We start from the raw sequence: 22,349 nt of genomic DNA, 5'->3' as shown, positions 1-22,349 counted from the left end.
AAGCAAGAGAAATGAGGATATGAAAACATCACTTCTCTTGCTTTATATTTGTGAGTGGCTCCAAAAAGAAGGAATGGTTGCCGTACCCCAAGTTGGTTCTCCCATTGAAAGTAAATGCTCGGTTTTAAAATGACACCTGGAAAGGTATCATTCATATATTCTTTTATATCCATATCTATGTCCTTTCTCATTCAATCCCTCAGTTAAATCCCAATACGCTTCTTCCAGCCAAGGATGTAATACTTGAAGCGCCTCTTTTCTTTCCCATAAATAGGAGATATATGCAAAAGCAGCTTGCTCCAATGAGGTTTCTAAACCATTTTTCACGCGTTCTATATATGGAGGGACTCCCTTTTGGTCCCATTCTATTTTATCCGCTACAAATAAGACAAGATCCATCGTCGTCGCATGTTTTCGCAAAGTCGTATGGCAACCAATTGCATCTAATATTTGTTCATTTGTCACTTTGAATATTTCTTTTGCGATTCCTTTTGATAACTTTTGATGAATGATCATTGGAAACTCTCGCTCTTCTTGCAGTATGTCTATTCCAAATGCTTCAGCAGCCGCGATACGTTGTTCATTCGGAAAGATGGCACTAATATCATGTAAATACCCTGCAATAGCTGCCTCTTCTTCATTCACATGAAACTTTCTTGCCAATTTACGCGCTTCATTTGCAACACACATAGAATGCTTATATGTAAACTCTTTTTCATATTTTAATAAAAAACGTTCCATATCCTCTTCTATGTTTCCCGTTGGTTGAAATGCATAGATATCATTATACTTCATAAAAAATCTCACCTCATGATTATCTTTTCCTACAATGAAAATGTAAACACTCTTATTTGTTATTGTATTCGTTATGTATGTTTTAAATCCTTTTAATACGTTACATGAAATTTTATGAGGAAACGTTACGACAAAACATCTAAATGTTTGCTATTATAGTAATGTTGAATCATTGTAAAGAAAGGAATTACATATATAATGAATAAAAATATATTAATTATTGATGATGATAAAGAAATTGTAGAATTACTTGCGGTTTATTTACGTAATGACGGCTATGATATTTATAAAGCTTATGATGGTGATGAAGCTTTACAAATGCTATCCATGTATGAAATTGATCTTATGATTTTAGATATTATGATGCCAAAACGCAATGGATTAGAAGTTTGCCAACAAGTTAGAGAACATAATAACACTGTTCCAATTCTTATGCTGAGTGCCAAGGCAGAAGATATGGATAAAATATTGGGACTCATGACAGGTGCAGATGATTACATGATTAAACCATTTAACCCATTAGAATTAATGGCTAGAGTCAAAGCCTTACTACGGAGATCGTCCTTTCAACAAACGGTTTCTCAAGTAAATGAAGACGGCATGATTCGCATTCGTTCTATTGAAATACATAAACATAATCATACCGTAAAAGTAAACGGGGAAAATATTAAACTCACTTCCATCGAGTTTGATATTCTTTATTTACTCGCTAGTAATACAGGAAGGGTATTTAGTTCAGAAGAAATATTCGAGCGTGTTTGGAATGAAGATGGGTATGGTTCTAACAAAACGGTAATGGTCCATATTAGTAACTTGCGGGACAAATTGGAAACAGGGATAAATACCGAGAAAATTATTCATACTGTTTGGGGAGTAGGTTATAAAATTGAAAAATGAAACCTTCGACATTTTAAGAGTCATTCCGAAATGGAAAATCATTCTTTGGCTTTTATTAGCCATTATACTGACACCCATTACTGAAATTATTATATATCGTCTCGTGACAAGTGTAATTGATAGTTCCCTCACGCTAACAGAATTAGGAAAAGAGACTGTTAGAATTGTTGGTTATGAAAAGTATAGAGGATTGAAAGAATCCATTTGGGTTATGATGCTATCCTATCTATATTGGTTTTCGATCTTTTCATTCTATATTTATATGTTTTATCGCCACGAAAAAAAATTATATTACAGAGTTTGCATAAAGAGAATGATTGAAGAAATTCGCTATATTGCGAACGGGAATTTTAATCATAAAGTTTCCATTGTGCAACATGATTATTTAGAAGAATTAGCGATTGGTGTCAACCAAATTGTTGAACAACTCAAAGTATCGATTGAAGAAGAACGACAAACAGAACAAGCGAAAAGTGAACTTATTACGAATGTATCACATGATTTACGAACCCCTCTCACATCTATAGTTGGATATGTAAATTTGATTCATCATGATAACTATCGAGATGAAGTAGAACTACGCCATTACATACAAGTCATTTATGATAAAGTCCACCGCTTAAATACATTGATGAATGACTTATTTGAATATACACGCGTACAAAATAAAGAATTGAGTTTACGCTCTGTACCTATTGATATGATTGAACTACTCGGACAATTAACTGTCCAGTTTCGTATTCAACTTCAAGAAGCAAATATTAAATGTAGGCCTTCATTTTTATCCCAAAAACTAATGGTATTAGCTGATGGTGATAAACTTGTACGTGTATTTGAAAATTTAATTATCAACGCCATTACGTATGGAGGTGATGGTAAATATATTGATATTACAGCTTATGAAGAAGAGGATCTGGTCGCAATTGACGTTACAAATTATGGACAACCAATCCCAAGTACTGACTTACCCCATATATTTGAACGTTTCTATCGCGTTGAGAAATCTCGGTCAGCATATACAGGAGGCTCCGGGCTTGGATTAGCAATCGCCAAAAGTATTGTAGAACTTCACAACGGAACAATTGAAGTATATAGTGATGAAGAAAAAACAACTTTTACTGTAAAACTACTTCGATATAAATAAAGTGAAACTTTAATCAGCGTGGGTTTTCTTCATCCCCCACTGATGATTAGCCCTCACCAATCGGGCTGTTACTGCCCTGAAATAGCGGGATAAATATGAAATTTATTTATCTTCAAGATTCGATTTCTTAACGATTAAGAAATCGAATCTATCCTATTTTTACTCACACTTTAATAATTCTTAAAAATTCTTTAGAAATTCTTTACCTTTTCTTACCCCCTAATTAAGTATTCATTTTTACAATAGGAAATACGGAAGGATTTCGAGGGGGAATACTTATGCAATTCTTAAAAAAAGCAATGCTTATATTTCTATCTTTACTCATTACAATAGCTATCGTTTTATATTTTTATATTTATGTAAATGGCCCCGCTATTCAATCGCAGTCAGCGATTTTAATAGATGCTTATTCTGGTGAAATTGTGTATAAAAAGAACGAAAATTCTCCTCTTCCCTCAGGTGATTTATCTAAACTCATGATAGAATATATTCTTTTAGAACGAATACATAACGGTGCCCTAAAATGGGAAGATAAAGTAAACATAAAGGATGATACTTTTCACATAGGAGCGAATTATATTGGTACTACAGCTAAAGGTGATATCACAATTCGCGATTTATTCCATGCAGTTGCGTTAACGGGGAATGATCATGCAGCACTAGCTTTAGCAGAGCACATATCAACAAATGAAGAAAATTTCATAACACTAATGAATGAAACAGCAAGACAGCTAGGATTATCCAAGGATACATACTTTATAAATGTAACAGGGGTTTCAAATAAACAAGAGCAATTCTCTAAAATCACCGCTTTAGATGCCTCTAAATTAGCTCGTCAGTTACTTCATGATTACCCAATGATATTAAAAAGTAGCAGTGTGACCTCTTATCAATTCACCTTCAAAGATATCCATGTATTTAATACAAATAAAATGCTCTATTCGCTTGATAAAAATGTGAAACTGAAAAGCGTTGATGGTTTACAAACAAGTTTTTCACCTACTACCGGCTACAGCTTTGTTGGAACGGCAAAAGAAAAAGATAGAAGACTGATTTCAGTTGTATTAGGTGCAAAGGGAGAAAACAGCTCCTTTATCGAATCAAAAAAATTATTTAGCTATGGTTTCCATCCTACTTATTTCCCATCTTTTCAATCTCTTAAAGATTATATCTCATCATGGCTATCATCACTAACATTCAAGAATTTTTTCATACAAAGTGCAACTGTTTTGTTTATCATCATTATTTCAATGATTATTCATATGCGAAAACAAGATTCAGAGGATTTGTAAATACAAAACCGACTTATACCTTTTCTGTAAGTCGGTTTTTCAAAGAAATCATTTTCTACATGAATCTAGATGTAAGCAATCTTTCTTTTGAAATCTTCATCTCTCATAGATTCTAAGATTCCCCCTATTTAGGGGCATCTTTTATTATTTCAAATGCGATATGCAGTCCCCTCTTTATCACCTTGTCACCAACGGATTTCCCTTTCATTTATTTATCTCTGACTAAAGCCTTACCTATCCGGGCTGTTCTTTCTATTCGGTTTACTCTGCCAAAGAAAATATGCCTATTACTTTCCCTTTTTCTTCTATTACCTTATAAACAAAAGTATCCGCTTTTCTATGATTTGTATTCTTTACATACCTTTATAATTGTTCTTCATTCAGCGGATACATGAATGCTGACTCTTACCCTTTTCTGATCCAATTTATAGGCTATTTAAAATCATTTCTTTCAAAATAAGGAGAATGTTCGCTTTCAAGTTCGATAGTTCCTACCAATCTCTTCTCCAATTGAGAAATAATATCTAAAATTATAAAATAAAGGATTCCATTTTTGCGGATCAATGTGATTTCCACCTTTTATAATATTTGTATGGGCATGTACATGAATAACTTCTGTTTCCACAATTGCAAAAAATGGATCATAATCTGGAATACGAATGTCTCTTACCCTTGCCTCTATTTGCAATGGACATTCTTCTATACGTTGTGGTTTTACTGTTTTCGAAGAAATTGGAGTTAAATTCGCTAATGCTAATTTATCTTTTATATATGTGTATCCCATGTCGCATTTAAATTTCGGAATGTTGTCAGTTCCTGTATAGGGAGCTATTTTTTCTACATGTTCCCATTGAGAAGAGGACGGTAAATTTATAACACATTCTCTATTCACTTTTATATTTTGAATCGCTTTCCCTCCAAGTCCAATTCCTAAAACAATATACTTTCCTAGAGCCCAAGAGGAAGACATCGGACTTATATTTGTTGTACCATCTTCGTTTAGCGTTGATAACAAATACACTGGCATTCCATAGTATAAGATTTTCGGGTATATCTCTTTGCATACATTTTTACCTACTTCTAAGTTCATATTATCACTCCTTACATTCATTCTTTCCTTATTGTAAAACATAAAAATTTCTATTATCATCGAAATATGAATGTAAAAAAGGAGTGAGTAAGTGTGAATGAAAATATCGCAAAAGCCGCCTCTCTTATTAGTGATCCATCACGAGCGGCTATCTTAACACATCTTATGGATGGTCGCCCTCATCCAGCCACTGAATTAGCACGGGTCGCAAAAATCAAACCACAAACAGCAAGTTTTCATCTTCATAAATTATATGACATGCAAATTCTTGAAGTTGAAAAGCATGGTAGATATCGCTATTACAAATTAGTAAATCAAGAAATGGCAGAAATATTAGAAAAACTACTCTACATCGTTCCATTTAAACCTATTCAATCCTTTAAAGAACTAAAAAAACATGAAGAAATTCAATATGCCAGAACGTGCTATGATCATCTAGCTGGAAAATTGGGTGTCAATCTTGCTAATTCTCTACTATATAAACAAGTATTACAAAAGAATGGATCAGAATTTGAAGTCACTGAAATTGGTGCACATTTTTTTGCAGATTTCGGTATAGATTTAGAAATATTACGTAACAAAAGACGTGTATTTTCAAAATGTTGCTTAGACTGGACCGAAAGACAATATCATATTGCTGGAGCCCTCGGCAATGCTATTTTAGAACGAATGCTAGAACAAAATTGGATTACTAGAAAAGATGGATCACGAGCTGTTTACATTACATCACTAGGGAAGCAAAAAATATTTGAAATCTTTTCTCTAGAAATGTAATGGTCATTGTTTATGTTTTTTAATGTATATATTGAAAGAATTACGACAAAAGATTAACCACCTTTTCCAAGTGTACATACATTATTTATATGAGTTTAATTTATTCACATAAAAGGAGAATTTTCATGCAGAAAAAATCTATTTCAATTATACTTCCTGTTTTTAATGAAGAAAAAACTTTAGATCGTGTGTTGCAAGCTGCTCTGCAAATCCATCCTTTAGAAATTATTGTCGTTGCTAATGGTTGTACCGATCGTTCTGTAGAAATTGCTCACAAATATAAATGCCGTGTGTTAAATTTTGAAGCAGCCCTTGGACATAATATTGGACGGGCTATTGGCGCACAGCAAGCAAAAGGAGATATTTTGTTATTTATGGATGCTGATTTTCCACTTGATAGCAATATATTACGTGAATTTCTTCAACCATTAATGAATCATACAGCTGACGTTGTATTAAATAATTTAGACTATATTTTTTATAAAAAACAGCGTCCCCATTCCACAACGATTTGGAGACAAGTTACAAATCAATTTTTTCATCGTCCGGATTTAAAAATCGATTCCCCTATTTCTGTTCCGCACGCGATGACAAAAGAAGTCGTTCATGCCATTGGAGCAGAATCGTTAGGAAACCCAACGCTCGCTCATCTTAAAATACTCCAACATAACTTCCGCATTTCTCGTCATAAACAAATTGATGTCATTTCAATCAATCGCGTAAATCCTCAGCAACATTTTGCAAAGCATAATGAACTTTCCACTTCTGAAAAGCGAATTATCGGAAATCATATCGCTGCTATGGCAGAGTGGATCGATGAGCTAAAAAATCCCCGTGCACATTATTCTGATGGCGGAAGAAGGCGAGATATTGTCGAAGGATTGAAATTAAAGCAAAGTAAGTCTTTTCCTAAAGTTCATGATACAGGCTGGGGCGTAAACACAGCTAACTATGGTGGGAAACAATTATCTATTATTATTCCTGTTCAAAATGAAGAGAAAATGATACAAGCGATTATCCAGGAATCTAGAAAATTAAATCCTTTAGAAATTATAGTTGTCGTTAATGGTACGACTGACAAAACAGCAGAAATTGCGAAAAAACACGGAGCAACGATTGTTATGTATGAAGAAGAATTGGGAAATGATACTGGCAGAGCAATTGGTGCGTATTTTGCACGAGGCGATATACTATTATTTATTGATGGAGATTTTGTAATCCCTTCAAATGATTTACTGCCATTTGTACATGCGGTTGAAAATGGTGTTGATTTAGCACTGAATGATTTAGATCATTATCTTTCTTATCGTTTCCCGTTCTATATTGTAACAGCCTGTAAATACGCTGTTAATCTAGCTTGTGATCGTAAAGATTTAGGAGTTGGTTCTATTGTTGCTGTACCGCATGCCTTTAGTAAAAAATGTATTGAAACGATCGGATTTGACGCTCTTACTTCGCCAGTATACGGACAAGTAAAAGCAATATTAAGCGGATTACAAGTAAAAAACATTCATCGTGTTGAAGTCGATAAAATGAATCGCATTCGCCCTGATAAGCATTTCTCTAAAACTGGCGGTTTAGCTCCTTCAACGACAAGAATTGTCGGTGACCATATAGAAGGTATTTCTTATTTAATTCAGCAAAAAGGCGAACGTGGATTGTTTTAAAAGTTGCTATTATGTAACCGCAATATCCTATCAAAAAGAAAGCCCTAGCAGCGAGACCACCGAAAAAGTCCAAAGAAGTTTAGCACCTACTTATATATAAATGCTTAACTCCTTTCCATTCTCAACATTCTGATAGAAAGCAATTCCTTTTTCAGTGCCTTCGTAACAGCAAGGCTTTCTTTTTATGTAGATTCAAGCTTTGTATAGAAATATTCATACAAATTAAAAAAGCTGTTCTCAATAGAACAGCTTTTAAACGAGCTAACTGTTAAACAACACGTGAAAATGACTCAATTTCACAGACAGAAACTGTTACTCGTTCTCCTGCTGCCACAATATCAGCAGTATGACAATCAACTGATTCAACAGTTCCTTCAATGACTTGACCACTGCTAGTAGTAATTGCTACTGCTACAGCCGTACCTCTTAATGCTCTTAATTTACGAACAATTCCAGTTGTGCAGCAACAATCACATTTTTGATTGCTTTCTTTTTTACACTCTTCGAATTTTTTCCAACAATCATCACAATCATGTCCATAATAACTACCGTTTCTGCCTGAACACTTAGATCTTTTCTTTTCATACCAATAATCATCTCGGTAACCCATAATTTCACCCCTTTATTCTTTTACTATAAAATATGCTAACAAGAATAGGGATGATAGAGACAAAGACATAGGGATAAAGAAAACCAACACTTGCCCTATACTCTATTATATAAACAAAAAATGAGCCTCTTATGAAAGAAGCCCATTTTTTGTTTATATTCGACTCGATTGCAAACCTTGAATGTAAGGAACCACTTCCGGATTGACAAGTGAAGATAAATCTCCTAGTTCTTTCCCTAAGTATGCTGCTTTAATAATTCGTCGCATGACTTTAGCGTTGCGCGTTTTTGGTAAATCTTCTACCATGTGAATATCTTTAGGACATAGTGCTTTTCCAATATGAGAACTCACTAACTCCATTAGTTCTTTCTTTAGTTGATCAGTAAAAGATATTCCTTCTTGTAACACAACAAAACAGTGACAAACCTCGCCCTTTACATCATCTGGCACACCAATTGCTGCCGCTTCTACAATATCAGTATGCTTCATAAGAATCGATTCATATTCCGCCGGTCCAATACGTTTCCCTGCAATATTTAATGTATCGTCAGAGCGCCCTGTAATGATATATTGCTCTCCATCATAAATAACCCAATCGCCATGTACCCATTTATTTTTAAAGCGTGACCAGTATGTATTCACATACCGTTCATCATCTTCCCAAAAACTCTTCGTCATTCCTACCCAAGGTTTCTCTAAGCATAGTTCTCCTACTTCATCTCGAATCAGATTTCCTTGTTCATCTAGTACAACAGCTGCCATTCCTGGTAACGCAGCATTAAAACTAACCGGAGCAATGGGCTTTACAAGAACATTTCCAAAAATCCCACCAGAAATTTCTGTTCCACCTGAATAGTTACAAATTGGAACTTTTCCTTTCCCAACTGTTTCAAAGAGCCACATCCACGGGTCTGGGTTCCATGGTTCTCCTGTAGATGCAAAAACTTTTAAACTTTCTAGTGAGTGTTGTTTTACATATTCATCACCTTTCGCCATCAATGCTCGAATTAAAGTTGGCGAAATACCGAGATGTGTAATTTGATATTGATCTACTGTTTCCCATAATCGATCTGCTTTTGGATAATCAGGAACTCCTTCATACATGACCATTGTAGCGCCATTCATAAGAGAACCGAATAATAAAAACGGTCCCATCATCCATCCCATATCAGTTACCCATAGAACACGATCTCCTTGCTTAATATCCATCCCAAATCCGGCATCAAACGCTGCCTTTAAAGGAAATCCGGCATGCGTATGCACCGTCCCTTTCGGTTTTCCTGTTGTACCAGACGTATAAATAAGCATGAGTGGATCATCACTCTTCATTTCTTCTGCATGCGTAAATGGTTTTTCCTTTTCAAGAATGCTCCACGAAAGGTCATAGTTATGAGGTGTAAAATCATTTCCAGCATGGCGAACTATAACAACCTTTTCAACCGTTGGGCATTGTTCACACGCTTTATCCACTTCATCTTTTAAAGAAACAATTTTGCCACGACGTGAGAATCCATCAGCTGTAATAATCATTTTCGATCCAGCTGCTTGCACGCGTGTCATCACTGCATCTGCTGCAAAACCTGAAAAAATAGGAGAAATAATGGCCCCAATTTTCATAACAGCTAGCATTGCAACTACTGTTTCAGGAATCATTGGCATATAAATTGTTACACGATCCCCTTTCTCAATCCCTGAATGTTTCAAGCCATTTGCCACTTTACTTACCCAACGATCCAGCTCTTCATATGTAAATGACTTTGACGTGCCATTCTCTCCTTCGTACATCAGCGCACGTTGTATTCTTGTTTCTTCTTCCGCTAGCCAACGAGATAAAGCGGATTCTACAACATTGCAAGTCCCCTCTGTGTACCAATGGGCAAATGGGGTGCCGTTTTCTAAATCTAGTACTTCCATATAAGGCTTCATCCATTGATAACCAACTGCTTTTTCTGCTTCGCCCCAAAACCATGCTGTTTCTTCGATTGATTTTTTATAAAACACATCATAATCTTCATAACCAAGTTCTTTCATCCATCCATATAAACGCGTTTTTTCTTTATATTCTTCTGTTGGAAACCAAACCGCTTGTTTCAATGTTTTCCCCTCCTTATGTTTTCGAACAAGAAAGCCCTAAATAGGGCTTTCTATACTGGATAAACTGGATGTTTACGATCTGTAAATATTTGATATTTACTCATGTACATATCAAAACGTTTCTTCAGTTCTTCTCGCAAATCATTTGGATGCACGATGCCATCGATTACCATTTCCGATGCCAAACGATAAATGTCAATATCTTGTTTATACTCTTCACGCTTTTCTGCAATAAATGCTGCACGTTCTTCTTCTGGTAGCGCTGCAATTTTCTTGGCATAAACTGCATTCACAGCCGCTTCTGGTCCCATTACCGCAATAGAAGCAGTTGGTAATGCTAAGCAACAATCCGGTTCAAATGCAGGTCCCGCCATCGCATATAGCCCAGCACCGTATGCTTTTCGCACAACAATTGAAATTTTTGGTACTGTGGCTTCGCTCATGACAGAAATCATTTTCGCACCATGACGAATAATGCCAGCTCTCTCCACTTTCGTACCAATCATAAACCCAGGCACATCAGCGAGGAATAATAATGGAATATGGTAGGCATCACATAAATTAATAAATTTCGCGGCTTTATCAGCAGAATCATGAAATAACACGCCACCTTTCATGCGCGGTTGATTTGCGATAATTCCTACAGGCTTTCCATCAATACGTGCTAAACCTGTAATTAATTCTTGTGCAAACAGTTTTTTCACTTCAAAGAAGGAACCTTCATCAATGATTCGATTAATCAAGTCTTTCATATTAAATGGGGTATTTTGATTCTCTGGAATGATTTGTTCTAACGTTTTTTCGAACTGTTTTGGTTCTTGAGGTGTCGTCATAGGAGTTTTTTCTAAGTAGTTATTTGGAAAGTATGAAATATATTGTCTTGCTTGAGAAATAGCATCTTCTTCTGTTTTACATAAAACATCGCCACATCCTGATACAGAGCAATGCATACGAGCTCCGCCCATTTCTTCTAATGTTACTTTTTCACCGATTACCATTTCAGCCATGCGCGGAGATCCTAAGTACATTGAGGCATTTCCTTCCACCATCATCACAACATCACAAAATGCTGGAATGTACGCACCACCAGCTGCTGATGGCCCAAATAGTAAGCAAATTTGCGGCACTTTACCTGACAACTTTACTTGATTATAAAAAATTCTTCCTGCTCCGCGGCGCCCTGGGAACATCTCAACTTGATCGGTAATGCGCGCACCAGCAGAGTCAACGAGATAAAATAAAGGAACTCGTAATTTTTCAGCTGTTTCTTGAATGCGCAAAATCTTTTCGACTGTACGAGACCCCCAAGATCCAGCCTTTACTGTTGAATCATTTGCCATTACACATACCGTACGACCATGTATTTTTCCTGTTGCAGTTACAACACCATCTGCTGGTAAGTCTTTCTTTTCACAATTAGCAAATAAAGCATCTTCTACATATTCGCCATTATCAAATAATCGTGCTAGGCGCTCCCTGACAAAAAGTTTTCCTTTCGCTTTATTTTGTTCGTGATATTTTGGTGCGCCACCTTGTTTAATTGTTTCAATACGGTCTTCTAATGAATGTAACTGTTGTTTTTGATCTAGCACATTTATTCCCCCTTATAGATTGGTTTACGTTTTTCCTTAAATGCTTGTAACCCTTCTAATCTATCTTTTGTTTGAATAACACCTTCATATGCTTGCTTTTCCATTTGCAATCCGGTATGTAAATCTACTTGAATCCCATTTGAAATTGCTTGCTTTGCTAATCGGACCGCAATCGGGCCGTTGCTAGCAATTTGCTCAGCGATTTCAATCGCTTTCTCTTCAAGTGAATATTTTGGTACAACAAATTCTACTAAACCATATTCCTTCGCTTCTTGAGCTGAAATACGTCTCCCGGTATAAATTAATTCTTTCGCTCTACCGATTCCAATTAATCTTGGTAAACGCTGCGTCCCGCCAGCTCCCGGAATAATTGCAAGGGATGTTTCCGTAAGACCAAGACTTGCCGAATCCGCTGCAATTCTGAAATCACATGCTAAACTTAATTCCGTTCCACCACCAAGTGCTATGCCATTTATCGCAGCAATTACAGGTTGCGTTAACTGCTCAACCATATTCATTGTCGAGCGAATCATTCCAACAGCATGACGCACTTGCTCTTCATTCATATTGGCGCGCTCTTTTAAATCTGCACCAGCGCAAAATGCTTTTTCTCCAGCACCTGTTATCATAACAACGCGAACATTTGCTTCTTCATGAATATGAGTTAATGTTGACTGCAATTCTTCTAATAATGCTAAAGATAGAGCATTTGCTTGTCTTTCACGATTTAATGTCAACTTAACGATGTGTGGGGTTACATAATCAACAGAAATGTTTTGTAATTGTAGCATGTTCTCACCTACTTATTGTTTTATGTTGAAGCGCTTTATACACATGACTAGGTAATTCAATATTTAGTTTATTTTGAATAAATTGACTGGCTTTCCACAACTTTTCTTCATTTATATTGGTTTGTACACCTAACTTATGAAGCATATGCACGAGGTCATCTGTTGCGACATTTCCTGAAGCTCCTGGTGCATAAGGACAACCACCTAAACCACCACACGAACTATCAAAGGTTGTAATTCCGCATTCTAAAGATTTTACGACATTTGCAAGTGCCATTCCATATGTATTATGAAAATGCATAGCAAACTGAGAAGCATCATACTTCTTTAATAAATGCTCTAGTACTTGTTCTACTTGAAACGGATTTGCTACACCGATTGTATCTCCTAGCGAGATTTCATAAATACCATATGAAAAGAGTTGGTTGCATAATTCATCTATAGCTTCTATACTTACATTTCCTTCATATGGGCAACCAAATACAGTAGACACATACCCTCTCACTTTTTTACCAGCAAACTCAGCTTTTTTCGTAATATCTTTTATGACTGCTACTGCTTCTTTAATAGATTTATTAATATTACTTTTATTATGAGATTCACTCGCTGATAAGAAGACATTCACCTCATCAACATCTTGCAAAAGAGCTCGTTCCAAACCATTTTGATTTGGAACAAGCGCAGCATATGTCACATTTGATTCCCTCTTTAGCTCTGTAAATACATCACTTGCATCCGCTAAAGCAGGAACCCATTTTGGGTGAACAAAAGAGGAAACTTCAATGTATGATAATCCTGCTTCTGTCAGTAATTGAATCCATGTTACTTTATCTTTTGTGCCAATGATCTTTTTTTCATTTTGTAAGCCATCTCTTGGCCCAACTTCCTTAATGACAGCAAAATTAGGTAATTTCAATCCATTTCACCCCTCATTTTCACTATTCAATTTCTACCAATACATCTCCTTCGTTAACAAAATCGCCTTCTTGAACATGTATTTTCATAACCGTTCCAGCTTCTTCTGAAACAATTGGAATTTCCATTTTCATAGATTCTAAAATGACGACATCTTGTTCTTCCTCTACCGTATCTCCTACTTCCACTACAATCTTCCAAACATTACCTGCCATCGATGCATATACTTTTGTCATCATTTTTCCCCCTTTAATAGTGATACATCTTATTTTTTCACAAGTTGTTTTGTTACAAATCCAGTTGTATATACTCCGCTTTGAAATACTTCATCTCCTAATACTTGGAGTAACATCGGTGTATTCGTTTTAATCCCTTCTACTTTCAATTCTTGCAGCGCATTTTGTAATTTTACAATTGCTTCATCACGCGTCTCACCATGCGCAATGACTTTCGCAATCATTGGGTCGTAAAAAGGTGTAATTGTTACGTTATTTTCTAAAAAGTGATCGATACGCACATGAGTTGGTAACGTTACATTCGTAATTGTTCCTGGTGATGGGAAGAACGTCTTTGGATCTTCTGCATAAATACGCGCTTCAATAGCATGACCATTGCGGTTTATTTCTTCCTGCGTAAAGGATAATTTCTCACCATAGGCAATGCGAATCTGTTCTTCAACGAGATCCAATCCTGTAATCTCTTCCGTTACTGGGTGTTCTACTTGCAATCTCGTATTCATTTCCAAGAAATAAAAGTTCTTTTGATCATCGACAAGAAATTCAACTGTACCAGCATTTGTATAACCGAGAGCTTTCGCTGCTTGTACAGCAACTTCTCCCATTTCTTTGCGCGTTTTTTCATCTAAAAACGGAGAAGGTGCCTCCTCTATTACTTTTTGATTTCGGCGCTGGACAGAACATTCACGCTCCCATAAATACACTGTATTACCATGTGTATCGGCAAGAATTTGAATCTCAATATGATGCGCATCCGCAATGTAGCGCTCTAAATACATTTCACCGTTTCCAAAGAAATTTTGAGCTCTTGTTTTATTACTTTCAAACGCCTTGGTGAGCGTTTGCTCAGTTTCCATCAACTGCATTCCAATGCCTCCGCCTCCAGCCGATGCTTTAAGCATTAACGGATAACCAATTTGCTTTGCAATTTCAATTGCTTCTTCAGCCGTTTCGATATTTGTTGTAATCCCAGGTACAACTGGAACATTTGCTTCTTGCATTGCCAAACGAGATTCAATTTTACTTCCCATCTTAGCAATGATTTCTTCAGAAGGTCCGATAAATACAATTCCTTCTTCATGACACCGAATCGCTAAAGATGGGTTTTCTGATAATAATCCATACCCTGGATGAATTGCTTCAGCATTTGTTTTCTTGGCAATCTCTATAATCTTTTCTAAGTTTAAGTAGCTTTCTTGCACACGAGGTCCACCTACTAAGTACGCTTCATCTGCTAATTTGACATGAAGTGCATTTTCATCTGCTTCTGAATAAATCGCAACGGTTTGAATACCAAGTTTTTGACATGTTTTTATAATACGGACTGCAATTTCTCCACGATTTGCAATTAATATTTTTTGAAACATAGTGAGTCCTCCTTTTATCTACATCCTAAATGTCTAGCAATCACAAGACGTTGAACTTCAGAAGTTCCTTCACCAATTTCTAATAGCTTTGCATCACGTATATGTCGTTCTACCTCATATTCACGCATGTATCCATATCCACCATGAATTTGTACTGCTTGATTTGAAATACGACTTGCCGCTTCAGAGGCAAACAATTTTGCCATAGCTGCTTCTTTGCCGAAAGGCTTATCATGGTCTTTTAGCCAAGCTGCTTTATGTACTAAATTTCGCGCCAACTCTATTTCAGTCGCCATATCAGCTAGCTTAAATTGAATCGCTTGGAAATTTGAAATCGTTTTTCCAAATTGCTTACGTTCTTTTGCATATTGCAGTGCACGTTCAAACGCAGACTGTGCGATTCCTACAGCTAATGCTGCAATCGAGATACGTCCTCCATCAAGTGTATATAAGAATTGTTTAAAGCCTTTATTCACATCACCGAGTATATTTTCCCTCGGTATACGTACGTCCTCTAATACAATTTCACAAGTGTTAGATGCACGAACACCCATCTTATCGTAAGGGCTTGAAATGGTAAGTCCTTCACTAATCGTTGGAACAATGAATGCAGAAATCCGTTTTCTACCGTTCTCATCAACACCGTTGACAGCGGTTACAATGATTGTGTTTGCGTATTCTGCGTTTGTAATCCAACATTTCTCACCGTTAATCACATATTCATCGCCATCTAAAATCGCTTTTGTTTGTGTTCCACCTGCATCTGATCCCGCATTCGGTTCCGTTAATCCAAAAGCGCCCAATGTTTTCCCTGATGCCATGGGAACTAAATATTTTTGCTTTTGTTCTTCCGTACCGAAGTAATAAATCGGCGAAGCACCTAACGAAATTGTTGCAGCATAACTTAAGCCTGTACCACCGCAAGCTCGGCCAATTTCTTCAACGGCTAATACGTACGATAATGTATCGCCACCAGAACCGCCATACTCCTCTGGGAATGGGATGCCTAGCAAACCTAGTTCGCCCATTTTTTGAAATGTTTCATATGGAAATTCTGCTGTCTTATCATAGTAAACAGCCTTCGGAGCGATTTCCTTTTCAGCAAAATCACGTACCATTTCTTTAATCATTTGTTTTTCGCGAGTTAGAGTAAATTCCATTCCGCTACACACCCCTTATCGAATATTGAGTTTCGACAGCGTGCGAGTTCGTACTACAACCATTGCTTTTCAAAAGATACGAAATAGTAGTTAGACAATTGTTATAATTCTGTCATAATTTAATTTTAAAACAGAATCTGTACTTATGCACAAAAAAATTCCTACATTGTTCTACAACAACATAGGAATTTCCGTGTCGAATTATGCGGTTTTCATACTCTTCTTCGCATAGTCCTTCTGCCAATGCTTCAAATGAAAGTTTCCCATCATATATTATCCTCGTCAAAGTTAGATTGTCTATGATGTTAAAGTCATCGCAAGTTGCCTGAGTGAAATTTCATTCTATATATATTCGTGCAACAATCTTATTTTTTCTTTCCCTTATATTTTAAAGTACCAAAAATACACTCCCATGCGTTTGTGTTCAAAGTATAGCACGTGATACGAATAGGTAAAAAAATAATGTTTAATTCCCCTGTCTTCTGAGCAATCATAATTTGTTTCCGTTCTTTCTATTTTTGTTGATTATCTAACATAAATAATGATCTATACTATAATTTGACTAAAATGGAATGCAATCTTTCAATTTACTTCTTTCTTAAAGCTTTCTATTCAAGTGTAATAAAATTCGACAATCAATCTCCGGCCTCGGTTGCAATATACGAAAAAATTTTTTCGTACAACCTTATTAAACAAGTTAGCCCTGTCCTTTTATTCTATATAATGGTGTACATTTCTAATTCTGTAGCTCGGAACATGAATATTTCAGTACATTTGTAGGTGGTTGAACAAATCATTTTGAATTGTGAGCACCTAACAATATTCAAATCATACTATTTCATATTCATTCGCAATTTATAAACTACGTTTCTAAATTTAAATACTTTCTAATTCTAGCAAGATCACAGGAATACTCAATTACTAAATGTTGAATGGATAAAATGATTTTTTCAGGATATAAGTGTGCATGTTTTAATGTTTCGGTATATTTTTCAAGCCTTTTTTCTAAATATCTTATAATTTGTTCAGGATGATTTACCAACAAACATTGACAATAATAATGAATTTGCTCTTCAATCTCTGTATATTCTTCAATTTCAAATTCTTTATGCATAAGTACACTCCTCTAAACCATTTTTAATATAAAATAATCCATATCCCTTTAAATAAAACTGATTATTTAAACTATTTATACTATACCAAAGAAAAGCCTCAAAATTTGTTAGTTTATGTAGCGTATCACAAATTTAACAAAATTGTAATGGATACTTGTACTACAAAAGCGTACAGATTTGCATCAAAATTTCCGGATTGCAATATAATTATATTAAGTTTAATCTTGTATATTTTTTACACTTCTCCCTCATACAACATATTTTAAGGTGTATGTTTTATAATTTTTGGGTTTTAAATACAGTATGTGAAATTATCATTCTTAATGAATTCAATTTGTAAGTTTCTTAACAAAAAAAGCCCTAAAAAGGCCCTTATACATAACTAGATTACATAGTCTATACGATTGTACTCAATTACTAGATAAGACAAAGAATTCTTTTTCTAACCCTACATGTTCCCAAAAGGATTGTGCTATGTGATTATCTAAATCAACATGAACATACACATCGAAAATATAATTCACTTCAAACCATTTCATTATATTCTCTACAAGTTCTTTACCTATCTTTTGTTTTCTATATTTTGGTACCACATATAATTCATCTATTTGCCCATATTGGGTATTTGTCACTAAGTCTTGTTTCATAGAAACTGTTCCGAAACCGATAATATCATGATCCTTACCCACTACAACAAAAACCGCTCCAAAATTCGATTGAATATATTGTTCTACTAATTTTTGTACATTTAACTTTTCACTTTGTTCCAATTCGCACTCTGCTGTTTCTAAACAATTATCGTTCCAGAGGCATATAATATCTTGAATGTACCGTTTATCATCAATCACATTCATTAATTGTTTGCATAGTATAGCCATTTTTCCCCTCCATGAATGAAAATGTTCATCATAACGTATTTCATTACGAAATAGCAAACGAATTTCAAATTTTGAACATTCAAAAAGCAGTTCCGGTACAATACCGGAACCATCTTATAATCGCTTCATTTTTGATCCCGCTATTTTAGTGGTAGCCCGCTTGGTAGGGTCTTATAATCAGTAAGGGATGAAACCCCACTGATGAAAGTTTCACTTTATTTCACTAGCTCTTTTGTTTCTCTCAGCACGTCAATAAAGTAACCCCAGTTATTCATAACCGATGAAATGCTAATATGTTCGTCTGGTGTATGAACATTAAAAATATCAGGACCAAATGAAATCGCATCTAGTTCCGGCATTTTTTGTACAAATACACTGCACTCAATACCAGCATGCACTGCATAAATTTCAACATCTTCGTTATATTTTTCTTGATGCACTTTTTCAAACAAATTACGAATTGGAGAGTTTGGATTGTATGGCCATTCTGGATATTCAGATTCTTTCTCGAATTGTGCGCCAACTAACTCCGCAATATGCTTAATTTTATTTACAATATGCTGTTTTAAAGTCGCTACAGAACTTCTCACTTCATTTTTTAATTTAATTTCATTCTGTAACGTTTCAATCACTCCTAGGTTTGTCGAGCTCTCAACAAGCCCTTTAATATCCATGCTCATGCTTTGAATACCATTTGGGATTAAGAACAAAGAAGAAATGAGTTGTTTTTGCGTTTCCTTTGCAAATACTTGATTTATTTTTTCTTCTACTTTTGTTAGAGAAACATGTACATCTGGGTCTACAGCGCGTAGCTCTTCTTGTAGAATACGCGTCCACTCTTCTACTTTTCCTTCTACTGTTTCTACATCGCTTTTAGCGAATAGAATTGTTGCCGCACTTTCACGCGGAATGGCATTTGTTTTTAATCCACCGCGAATATCACTTATATAAAGTGACACTTCATTCGATAAATCATAAAGAACGCGTCCTAATACTTTATTCGCATTCCCACGTTGCTTATCAATTTCCATACCAGAATGGCCACCTTTTAGCCCTCCTACAGATAGACGATATGTCTCTAATTCTGCTGGTGCTTCATCCCAAATAATAGAGATTGTTTCAACCGCTTTTGCTCCGCCAGCACTGCTTACTAATAGTTTGTGATCCTCTTCAGAATCAATATTAATAAAGATTTTTCCATCGAAATGTTTTGGATCAACAGCAAAAGCACCGCCCATTGTTGTTTCTTCCTCTGTTGTAATAACAACTTCAAGGGCAGGATGAGCGATATTTGTTGAATCTAATAATGCTAATGCATATGCAACAGCAATGCCGTTATCTGCACCTAAAGTCGTTTCCTTTGCATATAGCATATCGCCAACAATTCTCAGTTCAATCGGATCTTTTTCAAAATCATGAATAGTTGCTTCATTCTTTTCACATACCATGTCCATATGCCCTTGTATAATAATAGTCGGCACATTTTCATATCCAGGAGTTGCTGGTTTTTTTATAATGACATTTAACGCTTCATCTTGCACAACCTCTAAATTGCGATCTTGTGCAAATTTCACTAAGTAATCACTAATTTCTTTTTCATTTCCAGACCCTCTTGGAATCTTTGAAATTTCTGCAAAATGATAAAATACAGGATGCTTCGTTAATTGTTCTAAAGTAGAATACATGTATAAGCTCCTCTCCTAAATCTATAAATAGAAGTATTTTCCTTACTATTATATCACGTTCCTCCCCTTGCGCTTCCTTTTTCATTCTTTTTGACACTATTTGACCGCCGAAATTTTACAATATTACGACATTTTTCGAGAAATATTGCTATAATTTAAAATATAAAGACTTTCTTTTAGAACACTAAAAATGAGGTGAAGTGTAATGAGAAGTGAAAAGGAAATGTTCGATTTAATTATAGGATTCGCTCAGCGAGATGAACGAATTCGAGCAGTTTATATGAATGGTTCTAGGACAAACTCCAATATTCCAAAAGATATTTTTCAAGATTATGATATCGTTTATGTTGTGACAGATACGGCATCTTTTATAGAGGATAAAAGATGGATTACAATGTTTGGCGAGTTACTTATGATGCAAGAGCCAGATAAAAATGATCAATTAAAAAACCCAACTATAGACTTCAAAAACTCCTATGGATATTTAATGCTCTTTACAGATGGAAATCGTATAGATCTTCACATTGAAACAAAATCTGCCATGCTTAAAGACTATGGAAAAGATAAGCTGACGGTCCCATTACTAGATAAAGACAACATTCTACCAACTATCCCTACTCCTACAGATATTGATTATCACGTCAAAAAAGCAACAGAACCTATGTATATGAGTTGTTGCAATGATTTTTGGTGGTGTTTACAAAATGTTGCAAAGGGCATTTGGCGCGATGAATTACCATACGCAAAGCAAATGTTTGAATATGTTATAAGGGCTAGACTAGACGAAATGGTTTCATGGTGGATTGGTATGAAATATGATTTTCAAATTTCTACAGGGAAAATGGGGAAATACTTTAAAAAATATCTTCCAAAGTCTTATTGGAAAATGTATGAGGAAACATATTCAGATTATCGTTATGAAAACTTTTGGCATTCCATCTTTGTTACTTGTGAATTATTTAGAACATTAGCAACAGATGTTGCAGATGTTCTATCCTTTACATATCCTACTTGTGACGATCAAAATATGACTACATACTTGAAACAAGTACAAAATTTATCTTCTCATGCCAATACACTCTTTTAAATCTACTTTCACTAACATATCACATGATAAGGAGCATAAAATGAAAATCAATGTACGTGAATTTCATGTAAACGGACAAACATATAGGATTCGCTCTGCCATACATGCAGATGCTGAAGAATTATCTAAAGTAAGATTACAAATTGACGGTGAAACAGAAAATCTTGACAGAGAACAAGGGGAAGCATTTATAGATACACAAGACTTTGAAAAGTTAATTAAAGCAGATACAGAAAGTTCCAAAAATCTATTCTTAGTTGCTATCGTCCAAAATAAAATTGTGGGATTCTCAAGGTGCGAAGGAAGTAACTTAAAACGACTTTCTCATAAAGTCGAATTTGGCGTCTGTGTTTTAAAAGACTATTGGGGCTATCGTATTGGGAAAAACTTATTAAAAGAATCCATCGATTGGGCGGATGCAAATAACATCAAAAAGATCATATTAACTGTTCTTGAAACGAATAAAAAAGCAATCCATCTTTATAAAACATTCGGCTTTCAAACAGAGGGAATTCTTCGAAATGACAAACTCCTTTCTGACGGTCAGTTTTATCATACTGTTACGATGGGAAGATGGAATGGATAAATTTTTTTATTTTCAAGTAACTTTTTCTAAATGAGCGTATGAAAATAAAAAACTGAAAGAAATGATTCTTATACATTTTCTTTCAGTTTTTTTCCATGGATATATTTTGGTGGTTCACGATCCATCAGTTTTTCTAACCGATTGATATTTTCTGTTAATGCACCTTTCACAAGAGAGAAATCAATGTTTGGTGCTTCTTTCTGTTCCTTAAAAAATGAAAGATTGTTTTGTTTTGTTTCTTTCATCTCTCCTGCCCCCTTTAATAAAAAGACATCATCTCTATCTACTTTTATTATATCTTAAATAGAATCGGAATGCACCGTTATCCTCTTCTTTTCAATTCTTCTTCTAACTCTTCCACTTGCTGCATTGTATCTCCTTTTATTAAAGAAAAATCTGTTGTATCCTCAGCTTCGTCTTTAAAGAAATCATTGCTATATTCTTTTAACACTACCATCACCTCTACGTGATAGTGTAGGAATGTTTCGTTCATTTTATTCAATGTTTGTCCAATTTTATCGAATGTTCGTTAAAAATATGTATAGGAGAAAAGGACAGAAAATCATCTCTGCCC

Annotated in this window: 22 protein-coding genes and 1 pseudogene; 7 read left to right on the top strand and 16 right to left on the bottom strand. The window is 35.2% G+C overall.

What is annotated here, in order from left to right:
• Positions 1–89: 89 nt before the first annotated feature.
• Together MR063_RS22285 and yqeK are read right to left on the bottom strand one after the other, a co-directional pair.
• Positions 90–173 (bottom strand): annotated as a pseudogene (locus MR063_RS22285) (DUF3885 domain-containing protein); the annotation flags it as partial.
• On the bottom strand, positions 148–795 hold the full coding sequence (yqeK, locus tag MR063_RS08210; RefSeq protein WP_242196188.1) for a bis(5'-nucleosyl)-tetraphosphatase (symmetrical) YqeK: 648 nt from the start codon (positions 793–795) through the stop codon (positions 148–150). The pseudogene MR063_RS22285 and the gene yqeK, both read right to left, overlap by 26 nt.
• 198 nt (positions 796–993) lie before the next feature.
• On the opposite strand from yqeK, the gene MR063_RS08205 reads away from it, so the two are divergent.
• From MR063_RS08205 to MR063_RS08195, 3 genes are all read left to right on the top strand, one after another.
• Positions 994–1,692, top strand: coding sequence for a response regulator transcription factor (locus tag MR063_RS08205; RefSeq protein ID WP_242196185.1), 699 nt, complete (start codon positions 994–996; stop codon positions 1,690–1,692).
• Positions 1,682–2,836 (top strand): sensor histidine kinase, encoded by a 1,155-nt coding sequence (locus MR063_RS08200; RefSeq protein WP_242142998.1) that lies wholly within the window; start codon positions 1,682–1,684, stop codon positions 2,834–2,836. Before MR063_RS08205 ends, MR063_RS08200 begins: the two co-directional genes overlap by 11 nt.
• Before the next feature lie 278 nt (positions 2,837–3,114).
• Entirely contained in the window at positions 3,115–4,128 is a 1,014-nt protein-coding gene (locus tag MR063_RS08195; RefSeq protein ID WP_242196182.1) for a D-alanyl-D-alanine carboxypeptidase family protein, read from the top strand.
• Positions 4,129–4,603: 475 nt separating this feature from the next.
• Here the strand turns inward: MR063_RS08195 and MR063_RS08190 are convergent, their stop codons facing one another.
• On the bottom strand, positions 4,604–5,218 hold the full coding sequence (locus tag MR063_RS08190; protein WP_242196179.1) for a flavin reductase family protein: 615 nt from the start codon (positions 5,216–5,218) through the stop codon (positions 4,604–4,606).
• Positions 5,219–5,311: 93 nt separating this feature from the next.
• On the opposite strand from MR063_RS08190, the gene MR063_RS08185 reads away from it, so the two are divergent.
• Positions 5,312–5,992, top strand: coding sequence for an ArsR/SmtB family transcription factor (locus MR063_RS08185; RefSeq protein ID WP_242196176.1), 681 nt, complete (start codon positions 5,312–5,314; stop codon positions 5,990–5,992).
• 125 nt (positions 5,993–6,117) lie between these two features.
• Positions 6,118–7,659 carry a glycosyltransferase family 2 protein gene (locus MR063_RS08180; RefSeq protein WP_242196173.1) on the top strand — a complete coding sequence of 514 codons (1,542 nt, stop codon included), beginning with the start codon at positions 6,118–6,120 and terminating at the stop codon, positions 7,657–7,659.
• Positions 7,660–7,927: 268 nt separating this feature from the next.
• On the opposite strand, the gene MR063_RS08175 is transcribed toward MR063_RS08180, so the two are convergent.
• From MR063_RS08175 to MR063_RS08125, 11 genes are all read right to left on the bottom strand, one after another.
• Positions 7,928–8,269 carry a hypothetical protein gene (locus tag MR063_RS08175; RefSeq protein WP_242196170.1) on the bottom strand — a complete coding sequence of 114 codons (342 nt, stop codon included), beginning with the start codon at positions 8,267–8,269 and terminating at the stop codon, positions 7,928–7,930.
• A gap of 153 nt (positions 8,270–8,422) precedes the next feature.
• The gene (locus MR063_RS08170; RefSeq protein ID WP_242196167.1) at positions 8,423–10,363 is read right to left on the bottom strand and encodes an AMP-binding protein; all 1,941 of its coding nucleotides are present in this window, start codon (positions 10,361–10,363) and stop codon (positions 8,423–8,425) included.
• Between the two features lie 50 nt (positions 10,364–10,413).
• Positions 10,414–11,955, bottom strand: a complete 1,542-nt coding sequence (locus tag MR063_RS08165) for an acyl-CoA carboxylase subunit beta (protein ID WP_242196165.1) — start codon at positions 11,953–11,955, stop codon at positions 10,414–10,416.
• 2 nt (positions 11,956–11,957) lie between these two features.
• A complete protein-coding gene (locus tag MR063_RS08160) occupies positions 11,958–12,746 on the bottom strand; it encodes an enoyl-CoA hydratase (RefSeq protein WP_242196161.1) in 789 nt (262 codons plus the stop codon).
• Between the two features lie 4 nt (positions 12,747–12,750).
• Complete coding sequence (locus tag MR063_RS08155; RefSeq protein WP_242196158.1) at positions 12,751–13,662, bottom strand: hydroxymethylglutaryl-CoA lyase; 912 nt, start codon at positions 13,660–13,662, stop codon at positions 12,751–12,753.
• Between the two features lie 22 nt (positions 13,663–13,684).
• A complete protein-coding gene (locus MR063_RS08150) occupies positions 13,685–13,900 on the bottom strand; it encodes an acetyl-CoA carboxylase biotin carboxyl carrier protein subunit (protein ID WP_242196155.1) in 216 nt (71 codons plus the stop codon).
• 26 nt (positions 13,901–13,926) lie between these two features.
• On the bottom strand, positions 13,927–15,264 hold the full coding sequence (locus tag MR063_RS08145) for an acetyl-CoA carboxylase biotin carboxylase subunit (RefSeq protein ID WP_242196152.1): 1,338 nt from the start codon (positions 15,262–15,264) through the stop codon (positions 13,927–13,929).
• Positions 15,265–15,278: 14 nt separating this feature from the next.
• On the bottom strand, positions 15,279–16,424 hold the full coding sequence (locus tag MR063_RS08140) for an acyl-CoA dehydrogenase (protein WP_242196150.1): 1,146 nt from the start codon (positions 16,422–16,424) through the stop codon (positions 15,279–15,281).
• Between the two features lie 862 nt (positions 16,425–17,286).
• On the bottom strand, positions 17,287–17,538 hold the full coding sequence (locus MR063_RS08135) for a hypothetical protein (protein ID WP_242196147.1): 252 nt from the start codon (positions 17,536–17,538) through the stop codon (positions 17,287–17,289).
• A gap of 411 nt (positions 17,539–17,949) precedes the next feature.
• A complete protein-coding gene (locus MR063_RS08130) occupies positions 17,950–18,417 on the bottom strand; it encodes a GNAT family N-acetyltransferase (RefSeq protein WP_242196144.1) in 468 nt (155 codons plus the stop codon).
• A gap of 215 nt (positions 18,418–18,632) precedes the next feature.
• Positions 18,633–20,102, bottom strand: coding sequence for an aminoacyl-histidine dipeptidase (locus tag MR063_RS08125; RefSeq protein ID WP_242196143.1), 1,470 nt, complete (start codon positions 20,100–20,102; stop codon positions 18,633–18,635).
• 205 nt (positions 20,103–20,307) lie between these two features.
• On the opposite strand from MR063_RS08125, the gene MR063_RS08120 reads away from it, so the two are divergent.
• Both MR063_RS08120 and MR063_RS08115 read left to right on the top strand, forming a co-directional pair.
• A complete protein-coding gene (locus tag MR063_RS08120) occupies positions 20,308–21,189 on the top strand; it encodes an aminoglycoside 6-adenylyltransferase (RefSeq protein ID WP_242196140.1) in 882 nt (293 codons plus the stop codon).
• A 40-nt stretch (positions 21,190–21,229) separates the two neighbouring features.
• Positions 21,230–21,775, top strand: coding sequence for a GNAT family N-acetyltransferase (locus MR063_RS08115; protein WP_242196137.1), 546 nt, complete (start codon positions 21,230–21,232; stop codon positions 21,773–21,775).
• A gap of 68 nt (positions 21,776–21,843) precedes the next feature.
• On the opposite strand, the gene spoIISB is transcribed toward MR063_RS08115, so the two are convergent.
• Complete coding sequence (spoIISB, locus tag MR063_RS08110) at positions 21,844–22,020, bottom strand: stage II sporulation protein SB (protein WP_242196134.1); 177 nt, start codon at positions 22,018–22,020, stop codon at positions 21,844–21,846.
• Between the two features lie 77 nt (positions 22,021–22,097).
• Entirely contained in the window at positions 22,098–22,226 is a 129-nt protein-coding gene (locus tag MR063_RS08105; protein ID WP_012094285.1) for a hypothetical protein, read from the bottom strand.
• Between the last annotated feature and the right edge of the window lie 123 nt (positions 22,227–22,349).

It is taken from the genome of Bacillus cereus group sp. BfR-BA-01492 (genome assembly GCF_022662815.1).
GTDB classification, from domain to species: Bacteria; Bacillota; Bacilli; order Bacillales; family Bacillaceae_G; genus Bacillus_A; species Bacillus_A cereus_BD.
The sequence above is the reverse complement of the archived record's forward strand: the minus strand, read 5'-3'. Positions and strand labels throughout refer to the sequence as shown.

Coding starts and splice junctions, on each gene's coding strand:
- MR063_RS08120 (WP_242196140.1), top strand. CDS start 20,308: ATGAGAAGTGAAAAGGAAATGTTCGATTTAATTATAGGATTCGCTCAG.
- yqeK (WP_242196188.1), bottom strand. CDS start 795: ATGAAGTATAATGATATCTATGCATTTCAACCAACGGGAAACATAGAA.
- MR063_RS08190 (WP_242196179.1), bottom strand. CDS start 5,218: ATGAACTTAGAAGTAGGTAAAAATGTATGCAAAGAGATATACCCGAAA.
- MR063_RS08130 (WP_242196144.1), bottom strand. CDS start 18,417: ATGGCTATACTATGCAAACAATTAATGAATGTGATTGATGATAAACGG.
- MR063_RS08115 (WP_242196137.1), top strand. CDS start 21,230: ATGAAAATCAATGTACGTGAATTTCATGTAAACGGACAAACATATAGG.
- MR063_RS08195 (WP_242196182.1), top strand. CDS start 3,115: ATGCAATTCTTAAAAAAAGCAATGCTTATATTTCTATCTTTACTCATT.
- spoIISB (WP_242196134.1), bottom strand. CDS start 22,020: ATGAAAGAAACAAAACAAAACAATCTTTCATTTTTTAAGGAACAGAAA.
- MR063_RS08125 (WP_242196143.1), bottom strand. CDS start 20,102: ATGTATTCTACTTTAGAACAATTAACGAAGCATCCTGTATTTTATCAT.
- MR063_RS08145 (WP_242196152.1), bottom strand. CDS start 15,264: ATGTTTCAAAAAATATTAATTGCAAATCGTGGAGAAATTGCAGTCCGT.
- MR063_RS08175 (WP_242196170.1), bottom strand. CDS start 8,269: ATGGGTTACCGAGATGATTATTGGTATGAAAAGAAAAGATCTAAGTGT.
- MR063_RS08180 (WP_242196173.1), top strand. CDS start 6,118: ATGCAGAAAAAATCTATTTCAATTATACTTCCTGTTTTTAATGAAGAA.
- MR063_RS08150 (WP_242196155.1), bottom strand. CDS start 13,900: ATGATGACAAAAGTATATGCATCGATGGCAGGTAATGTTTGGAAGATT.
- MR063_RS08140 (WP_242196150.1), bottom strand. CDS start 16,424: ATGGAATTTACTCTAACTCGCGAAAAACAAATGATTAAAGAAATGGTA.
- MR063_RS08135 (WP_242196147.1), bottom strand. CDS start 17,538: ATGCATAAAGAATTTGAAATTGAAGAATATACAGAGATTGAAGAGCAA.
- MR063_RS08160 (WP_242196161.1), bottom strand. CDS start 12,746: ATGCTACAATTACAAAACATTTCTGTTGATTATGTAACCCCACACATC.
- MR063_RS08205 (WP_242196185.1), top strand. CDS start 994: ATGAATAAAAATATATTAATTATTGATGATGATAAAGAAATTGTAGAA.